Origin of the sequence: uncultured Brevundimonas sp., from assembly GCF_937870815.1 — a bacterium.
Classification (GTDB): Bacteria; Pseudomonadota; Alphaproteobacteria; order Caulobacterales; family Caulobacteraceae; genus Brevundimonas.
Genome location: NZ_CALMZS010000219.1, coordinates 1 through 7,408, shown reverse-complemented (window position 1 = coordinate 7,408; position 7,408 = coordinate 1). Strand labels below are relative to the sequence as shown.

Genomic DNA, 7,408 nt, shown 5'->3' with positions numbered 1-7,408 from the left:
AAGCGGCTCCCTAGTGGGCGACGCCCTTCCAGATGCGGCGGTAGCTGACGTAGGTCACGCCGGCGAACAGGAACAGGAAGATCAGCACCCCCAGGCCGGTCTGCTTGCGCTGGACCTGCTTCGGATCCGAGGCCCAGGCGATGAAGGCGGCGACGTCCTTGGCGTACTGGTCGACGGTCTCGGCGGAGCCGTCGTCATAGGTCACCTGGCCGTCCATCAGCGGCGGCGGCATGGCGATGAAGCCGCCCTCCGGCACATGGGCGCCGTCCGGCATGAACGGCGTCAGGTCGCCGGCCATGTAGGGGTTGTAGTACTGGCCCGGACGGATCTCGAGGCCGGCCGGCGCGGCGCGGTAGCCCGACAGCAGCGAGTAGATATAGTTGGCGCCGTCGTGACGGGCCTTGGCCATGACCGACAGGTCCGGCGGCGCGGCCCCGCCGTTGCCCGCCGCGGCGGCCGTGGCGTTCGGATACGGATTGGGGAAGCGGTCCGCCGGCGCCGCGTCGCGCATGATCGGTTCGCCGGTCTCGCTGTCGATGTCCGGCGTCTGGACCTCGGCGGCCAGCACCTTGACGAAGCGGTTCTCGGCCGGGCTGGCCTGATGCTCGTCGTAGAAGGGGCCGCCGGGCTCGGCCAGGGTGCGGAAATACATCAGCTCCATGCCGTGGCAGGAGGCGCAGACTTCGCGGTAGACCTTGTAGCCGCGCTGCAGCTGGGCCTGGTCGAAGGTCCCGAACGGGCCCTCGAAGCTGAAGCCGCCGCTGCGCGGGTGCGCCGCCCCGCCGGAGGCCAGCGCGGGCTGGGCCGAGACGGCGAGGCCGGCCGCCACGGCGATCAGGGCCAGGGTCTTTTTCATCGAACGCATCGAGGTCTCGAGGGTCATGGTCGGTCTCAGCCCTTCTTCTCGGGCGAGGCCGGCGCGGCGTCGGTCATGGCGTCCCCGCCCGGCAGCACCGGCTCGGAGATGGTCGCCGGGATCGGCCGCGGGGTCTCGCGCAGGCCGAGGACCGGCATGATGATCACGAAGAAGGCGAAATAGTAGGCCGTGAGCAGGCGGGTCAGCCACAGGTAGCTGTTCAGCATGCCGTCGCCGAGCTGGAAGCTGGGCATGCCCGGCACCACCGGCGCGTCGGGCAGCTGCGCCCCGCACCAGCCGAGCCCCATCCCCACGATGACGAAGATGATGAAGAAGGTCCGCATCGTCGGGCGGTAGCGCATCGAGCGCACCTTCGACGTGTCCAGCCACGGCAGGACGAACAGCACGCCGATGGAGCCGAACATGGCGATCACGCCGCCGAGCTTGTCCGGGATGGCCCGCAGGATGGCGTAGAACGGCAGCATGTACCATTCGGGCACGATGTGGGCCGGGGTCTGCAGCGGGTTGGCCGGGATGTAGTTGTCGGCGTGGCCCAGGGCGTTCGGCAGGTAGAAGACGAAGACCGCGAACAGGATCAGGAAGAGGATGATGGCGAAGCCGTCCTTGACCGTGAAATACGGGTGGAACGGCACCGTGTCCTTCTTCATGCGGTCCTTGGGGATCAGGATGCCGACCGGGTTGTTCTGGCCCGCCGCGTGCAACGCCCACAGGTGCAGAACGACGCAGCCGGCGATCACGAACGGCAGCAGATAGTGCAGCGAGAAGAAGCGGTTCAGGGTGGCGTTGTCGATGGCCGGGCCGCCGCGCAGCCAGATCAGCACCGGCTCGCCGACGACCGGGATGGCCCCGATCAGATTGGTGATCACCTCGGCGCCCCAGAACGACATCTGGCCCCACGGCAGCACATAGCCGAGGAAGGCGGTGGCGATCATCAGGAAGAAGATCACGCAGCCGACGATCCAGATCATCTCGCGCGGGGCCTTGTAGGAGCCGTAGTAGAGCCCGCGCAGCATGTGCAGATAGACCGCGATGAAGAACATCGAGGCCCCGTTGGCGTGGGCGTAGCGGATCAGGTCGCCGCCGTTGACGTCGCGCATGATGCGCTCGACCGAGGCGAAGGCCATTTCGGTGTTCGGCACATAGTGCATGGCCAGGATCACGCCGGTGGCGATCTGGACGACCAGGCAGAGGGCCAGGATGCCGCCGAAGGTCCACCAGTAGTTGAGGTTCTTCGGGGTGGGCAGCGACATATAGTCGGCGCCGAAACGGATGATCGGCAGCCGGCTGTCAAACCATTTCTCGAGGCCGCTCTTCGGGACGTAGGTGGATTCGTGATCGCTCATCGTTCTCTCGCCCGTCCTCAGCCGATTTTCACGCGGGTGTCGGACACATAGTCATAGGCCGGCACGACCAGGTTCTTCGGCGCCGGACCCTTACGGATGCGGCCCGAGGTGTCGTAGTGCGAGCCGTGGCAGGGGCAGAACCAGCCGCCGTAGTCGCCGGAGCCGAAGGTCGGCACGCAGCCCAGGTGGGTGCAGGAGCCGATGACCACGAGATACTGCTGGCGACCGGGCTTGACGCGGTCGGCGTCGATCTCCGGGTCCTTGAGGCCGGCCCGGTCGTCGGCCCGGGCGCGCTCGATCTCGGCCGGGGTGCGGTAGCGCACGAACACCGGCTTGCCCTGCCATTTGATGACGACCTGCTGGCCTTCCTGGACCTTGGTCAGGTCGAATTCGATGGTCGACAGCGCCAGGGTGTCGGCGGCCGGGTTCATCGAATTGACCAGCGGCCACACGGCCATGGCCCCGGCCCCCGCCGCCGCCGCCCCGGCCGCGATGTGGATGAAGTCTCTACGATTGGGATCCTGATGGTTCGGATCGCCCTGGTCTGCAGCCACCGATTCGTCTCCTGAGCCGTTGGCGGCGTCGCCGAGCGGCGCGCCGTGTCAACGCTGTCGTTCCTTTAGCGAATGCCGCAATGGCTGGCCCGGCCCGGCTTTGCGGCGCATCGCCGCAACTTGCTGACGCTTCTTGCGAAACGGTCGCACAACAGGCCGCGACAAGCCCCCGGGCCGCGCGTATGAGGGCCTTAGAATGCGTCTCGCCCTTTTTCAACCGGCCATTCCGCAGAACGTCGGCGCCTGCATCAGGCTGGGCGCCTGTTTCGGGGTGGAGCTGCACATCGTCGAGCCCGCGGGCTTCCGTTTCGACGACCGGGCGATGAAGCGCGCCGCCCTGGACTACGGCCCGCTGGGCCACATGACGCGGCACGCCGGCTGGGACGAATTCCAGCGCGATCGCGGTCCGGGGCGGCTGATCCTGTTCACGACCAGGGGCGCGACGCCGCTCGGAGACTTCGTGTTCCGGCCCGACGACGTCCTGCTGTTCGGCAGCGAGCCGGCCGGGGCGCCGGACTTCGTGCACGCGGCGGCGGACGCGCGGGTGGTCATCCCGATCCGTCCCGGGGCCCGGTCTCTGAACCTGGCGGTCAGCGCCGGGATCGCCCTGTGGGAGGGGCTTAGGCAGACTCGTTCCTGATCCTTCTCCCCTTGCGGGAGAGGGAGTCCTACTCCGGCGCCCCGGCCTCGGGCAGCCTGGCCAGGCTCGGCCGCTCGCCGCGTTTCGCCGCCGCCACGGCCTCGACGCGGCGCATGACCCGCAGGAGGTTCTCGCCGGCCAGCTTGCGGATGTCGGCCGCGCTCCAGCCCCCGGCCATCAGCGCCGCCAGCAGGCGCGGATAGGCGTCCACCCCCTCCAGCCCGACCGGCAGGGCGTCGACGCCGTCATAGTCGCCGCCGAGGCCGACATGGTCGATGCCCGCCACGTCGCGGACGTGCTGGATGTGGGCGACCACATCGGCGATCGTCGCCGTCGGGATCGGATGCGCCGCCTGCCAGGCCGCCAGGCCGGCGGTCACGGCCGCCGGATCGCCGGGGTGCAGCGACTTCAGACGCGCGTCCTCGGCCGAGCGCCCCGCGTACCAGGCCCGCACCGTCTCGGACACGAAGCCCGGCACGAAGGTGACCATGACCACCCCGCCGTCCTCGGCCATCTGCCGCAGCACGCTGTCGGGCACGTTGCGCGGATGGGCCGTGACCGCGCGCGCCGACGAGTGGGAGAAGATCACCGGGGCCTCGCTGACCCGCATGGCGTCCAGCATGGTCTCCTCCGAGACGTGGCTGAGGTCGACCATCATGCCGAGGCGGTTCATCTCGCGCACCACCTCCTCGCCGAAGCTGTTGAGGCCGCCCCATTTCGGCGCGTCGGTGGCGCTGTCGGCCCAGCTGGTCGTGGCCGAATGGGTCAGCGTCATGTAGCGCGCCCCGGCGCCGTGGAACTCGCGCAACAGGCCCAGCGAATCGGCGATCGAATAGCCGCCTTCCATGCCGATCAGGGAGGCGATCTTGCCGCGGCGATGGATGCGCTGGATGTCGTCGGCGGTGGTGGCCAGTTCGAACACGTCCGGGTGGGCGGCGACGAGCCGCTTGACCGTGTCGATCTGTTCGAAGGTGGCCCTGGCCGCCTCGACCGGGGTCAGGCCGGCGGGGACGTAGACCGACCAGAACTGGCCGCCGACGCCGCCGGCGCGCAGGCGCGGAATGTCGGTGTGCAGGTCGGTCGAGGCGTCGAGGTCGGCGGTCAGGTCGACCGCGTGCGGGTCGTTGCCGAAACCCTGGCGCAGCGCCCACGGCAGGTCGTTGTGTCCGTCGACCAGCGGCGTCCGCTCGAGGATGCGCCGGGCGGCGGCCTCGTCCTGGGCGCGGGCGGGGACGGCGGCCGCGAGCAAGGCGGCGGTGGAAAGCAGAACGGCGCGGATCATGAACGGACTCCTCGGAAAGCGAGCGGGACAGTGGCAGAGGAGGGCGAAGCGTCAACCGACTCGAAAAAACGCTGTGGCAGAGTCGGCAGAGTCGGCATCCGCCGCGAGAGAAAATTCGCTATGGCAGGGTCGGCAGAGTCGGCATCCGCAAGGCCATATGACGCGCCTGCGGCGGCGGTCGGGGATTCGGTTTTCAAAGAACGGCCGGCGGGCCGCCGGGCGGAGACGGGGAGAAGTATGGACCCCTTTGATTCCCAAGCGGGAAGATCGCGTCGAGAAAAGTGTATGTGGTTGATGCGACGGGATGTTTTTCGCTGAACCAGACCATAATTTCGCGGATTGTCAGCACAGCGTCACGGCGGGCGTCTCCGTCTCCCGAGGGGAGAAGGTGGCCGGGCGGAGTCCGGTCGGATGTGCCGGGAGAGGGGTCGCAACGCCCTCGAAAGTAGGATCGCCGCCCTTCACCGCCTCGGGCCAACCCCCTACAAGCCGCCCCCATGACCCCGACCGATCCCCTCGCCCAGCAGAAGACTGACGCCCGCGCCTGGTTCGAGGCCCTGCGCGACCGCATCCACGCCGCCTTCGAGGCGCTGGAGGACCAGGCCCCGGCCGAGCTCTTCCCCGGCGAGCCCGGCCGCTTCGCGCGCACGCCGTGGGAGCGGCCCGAAGGCGGCGGCGGGGTCATGGGGATGATGCGCGGCCGGCTGTTCGAGAAGGTCGGGGTGCATGTCTCGACCGTGCACGGGAGCTTCCCGGCCGACTATGCGAAGGGCGTGCCCGGCGCCGCGGAGGACCCGCGCTTCTTCGCCACCGGCATCAGCCTGATCGCCCATCCGGTCAGCCCCCGCGTGCCCGCCGTGCACATGAACACCCGCTTCATCGCCACGACCCGGGGCTGGTTCGGCGGCGGGGCCGACCTGACCCCGGTGCTGGGCGTCGACCGGCGCGACGACCATCCGGACACCGTGGCCTTCCACGCCGCCCTGAAAACCGCCTGCGACGCCCACGATCCGGCCTGGCACGCGAAGTTCAAGGCCTGGTGCGACGAGTATTTCTTCCTGCCCCACCGCAACGAGCCGCGCGGCACCGGCGGCGTCTTCTACGACCATCTGGACAGCGGCGACCGGGCCCGCGACTTCGCCTTCACCCGCGACGTCGGCGAGGCCTTCCTGAAGGTCTATCCGCAGCTCGTGCGCGGGCGGATGGGCGAGCCGTGGACGGCGGCGGAGCGCGAGGAGCAGCTGGTCCGGCGCGGCCGCTACGTCGAGTTCAACCTGCTCTACGACCGCGGCACCATGTTCGGCCTGAAGACCGGCGGCCACGTCGACTCGATCCTCAGCTCGATGCCGCCCGTGGTGAAGTGGCCATAACTCCCGTTCCGCTCACGCCGGGGCTGTAACGAACGCCCTGATCCATCCCCCGACCGTCGCCCGGTCATCCGCCGCCTTCAGACTGTCCACAGCCCGAGCCACCAGCGCCGGATCGATCCGGTCGTGCCGCCCCGCCGTCAGCGCGGTCGCGAAGGCCGGGGTGAACTCCGGGTGGGGCTGCATCGAGATGGCGTCCTCGCCCCAGGCCAGCCCCGCGAACGGGGTGAAGTCGCTCCGCAGGATCACCCGGGCGTCGGCCGGCTTCTCCACCACCTGATCCTGATGCGAGGCCGGAATGGCGACCGCCGACGCCGCCGGAGTCATCCACGGTTCAGCCGACACGACCTGATAGCGGTGCAACCCCACGCCCCAGCCGCGCTCCGACTTTTCGACCCGCCCGCCCAGGGCCTGGGCCATGGCCTGGTGGCCGAAACAGACGCCGACCAGTTTCGTCCGCCCCTTGGCCGCGCGAATCCAGTCCAGCAGATCGGCGATCCAGCCATCGGTTTCATAGACCCCCGCCGAAGAGCCGGTGATGATCGCCGCGTCGAACGCTGCCGCGTCCGGCCATTCCCCGGCCTGGACGTCAAAGGTCTGGAAGTCGAATCCCTCGCCCAGCAACTCGCGGAACATGGCCGGATAGTCGCCGTGCGCGGCGGCCAGCGCCGGGGGCGGCGCGCCGGTCTCCAGAATCGCGATGCGGGTCATTCAGGGGCTCCTCGATCCGACCGCAATAGGCGTTCGTGCAAGACGGCGGAAGGGCGATCCGCTATGAGCCCGCCATGACCCAAGCCGCCTCCGATCCGGTCGTCCTGATCAACGTCTACACCTGCAAACCCGAACAGCTGGATACGCTGATAGAACTGCTGGCGGTGATGGTCCGGGCCCAGCGCGAAGCCGAGGGCTTCATTTCCGCCATCCTGCATCGCGGCCTCAACGGCAGGGTGGCGGCGGTCCACGCCGTCTGGCGCTCGCGCGAGGACTGGAAGGCCATGGCTCGCGGTCCCGCCGTCAATGCGGCCATGGAGCCGGTCATGGCCATCGCCACCTTCGAGCCCCACCTCTATGAGGCGGGCGAGGTCATCGAATAGCATTCCTCCCCCGCAGGGGGAGGGGGACCGCGCAGCGGTGGAGGGGGACAGTCCCGGACGCCGGCGGATGCCGTCGGCTTCAGCCCGTCATCCACACCTCGGACCGGGCCGCCCCGCCGCCCAGAGCCGAAGCAACCCAGCCGCAGACTTCGTTCGCCGCCGCCTCGGCCCCCGCGGGCGGGTTCAGCACCACCACCGCGCAGCCGTTCATCCTCATCGGATCGGTCAGGGGGCGCAGCCGCGCCTCGGCC

The 7,408-nt window shown here is 69.3% G+C and carries 9 protein-coding genes; 3 read left to right on the top strand and 6 right to left on the bottom strand.

The annotated features are described in order from the left end of the window. Nucleotides 1-10 precede the first annotated feature (10 nt). The 3 genes from Q0588_RS15470 to petA are packed head-to-tail and all read right to left on the bottom strand — an operon-like array spanning nt 11 to nt 2,774. Nucleotides 11-856 carry a cytochrome c1 gene (locus Q0588_RS15470; RefSeq protein ID WP_298748041.1) on the bottom strand — a complete coding sequence of 282 codons (846 nt, stop codon included), beginning with the start codon at nt 854-856 and terminating at the stop codon, nt 11-13. 35 nt (nt 857-891) lie between these two features. Further along, the gene (locus tag Q0588_RS15465) at nt 892-2,220 is read right to left on the bottom strand and encodes a cytochrome b/b6 (RefSeq protein ID WP_298748035.1); all 1,329 of its coding nucleotides are present in this window, start codon (nt 2,218-2,220) and stop codon (nt 892-894) included. Nucleotides 2,221-2,237: 17 nt separating this feature from the next. Next, nucleotides 2,238-2,774, bottom strand: coding sequence for a ubiquinol-cytochrome c reductase iron-sulfur subunit (gene petA / locus Q0588_RS15460; protein ID WP_298748033.1), 537 nt, complete (start codon nt 2,772-2,774; stop codon nt 2,238-2,240). A 196-nt stretch (nt 2,775-2,970) separates the two neighbouring features. Between petA and Q0588_RS15455 the strand changes: the two genes are divergently transcribed. After that, entirely contained in the window at nt 2,971-3,414 is a 444-nt protein-coding gene (locus Q0588_RS15455) for a tRNA (cytidine(34)-2'-O)-methyltransferase (protein WP_298748030.1), read from the top strand. Nucleotides 3,415-3,442: 28 nt separating this feature from the next. Here the strand turns inward: Q0588_RS15455 and Q0588_RS15450 are convergent, their stop codons facing one another. Next, entirely contained in the window at nt 3,443-4,696 is a 1,254-nt protein-coding gene (locus tag Q0588_RS15450) for a dipeptidase (RefSeq protein ID WP_298748028.1), read from the bottom strand. Nucleotides 4,697-5,193: 497 nt separating this feature from the next. Here Q0588_RS15450 and hemF point away from each other — a divergent pair, with 497 nt between their 5' ends. Beyond that, a complete protein-coding gene (hemF, locus tag Q0588_RS15445; RefSeq protein WP_298748025.1) occupies nt 5,194-6,066 on the top strand; it encodes an oxygen-dependent coproporphyrinogen oxidase in 873 nt (290 codons plus the stop codon). Between the two features lie 12 nt (nt 6,067-6,078). On the opposite strand, the gene Q0588_RS15440 is transcribed toward hemF, so the two are convergent. Continuing rightward, a complete protein-coding gene (locus tag Q0588_RS15440; protein ID WP_298748022.1) occupies nt 6,079-6,774 on the bottom strand; it encodes a type 1 glutamine amidotransferase in 696 nt (231 codons plus the stop codon). Nucleotides 6,775-6,848: 74 nt separating this feature from the next. Here Q0588_RS15440 and Q0588_RS15435 point away from each other — a divergent pair, with 74 nt between their 5' ends. Next, nucleotides 6,849-7,157 carry an antibiotic biosynthesis monooxygenase family protein gene (locus Q0588_RS15435; RefSeq protein ID WP_298748019.1) on the top strand — a complete coding sequence of 103 codons (309 nt, stop codon included), beginning with the start codon at nt 6,849-6,851 and terminating at the stop codon, nt 7,155-7,157. A gap of 79 nt (nt 7,158-7,236) precedes the next feature. On the opposite strand, the gene rlmJ is transcribed toward Q0588_RS15435, so the two are convergent. Then, nucleotides 7,237-7,395, bottom strand: coding sequence for a 23S rRNA (adenine(2030)-N(6))-methyltransferase RlmJ (rlmJ, locus tag Q0588_RS15430; protein ID WP_298748038.1), 159 nt, complete (start codon nt 7,393-7,395; stop codon nt 7,237-7,239). Nucleotides 7,396-7,408: the final 13 nt, after the last annotated feature.

Excerpts from the sequence above, each read along its gene's own strand:
- Q0588_RS15450 (WP_298748028.1), bottom strand. The coding sequence starts at position 4,696 with ATGATCCGCGCCGTTCTGCTTTCCACCGCCGCCTTGCTCGCGGCCGCC.
- Q0588_RS15440 (WP_298748022.1), bottom strand. The coding sequence starts at position 6,774 with ATGACCCGCATCGCGATTCTGGAGACCGGCGCGCCGCCCCCGGCGCTG.
- Q0588_RS15455 (WP_298748030.1), top strand. The coding sequence starts at position 2,971 with ATGCGTCTCGCCCTTTTTCAACCGGCCATTCCGCAGAACGTCGGCGCC.
- Q0588_RS15435 (WP_298748019.1), top strand. The coding sequence starts at position 6,849 with ATGACCCAAGCCGCCTCCGATCCGGTCGTCCTGATCAACGTCTACACC.
- hemF (WP_298748025.1), top strand. The coding sequence starts at position 5,194 with ATGACCCCGACCGATCCCCTCGCCCAGCAGAAGACTGACGCCCGCGCC.
- Q0588_RS15470 (WP_298748041.1), bottom strand. The coding sequence starts at position 856 with ATGAAAAAGACCCTGGCCCTGATCGCCGTGGCGGCCGGCCTCGCCGTC.
- Q0588_RS15465 (WP_298748035.1), bottom strand. The coding sequence starts at position 2,220 with ATGAGCGATCACGAATCCACCTACGTCCCGAAGAGCGGCCTCGAGAAA.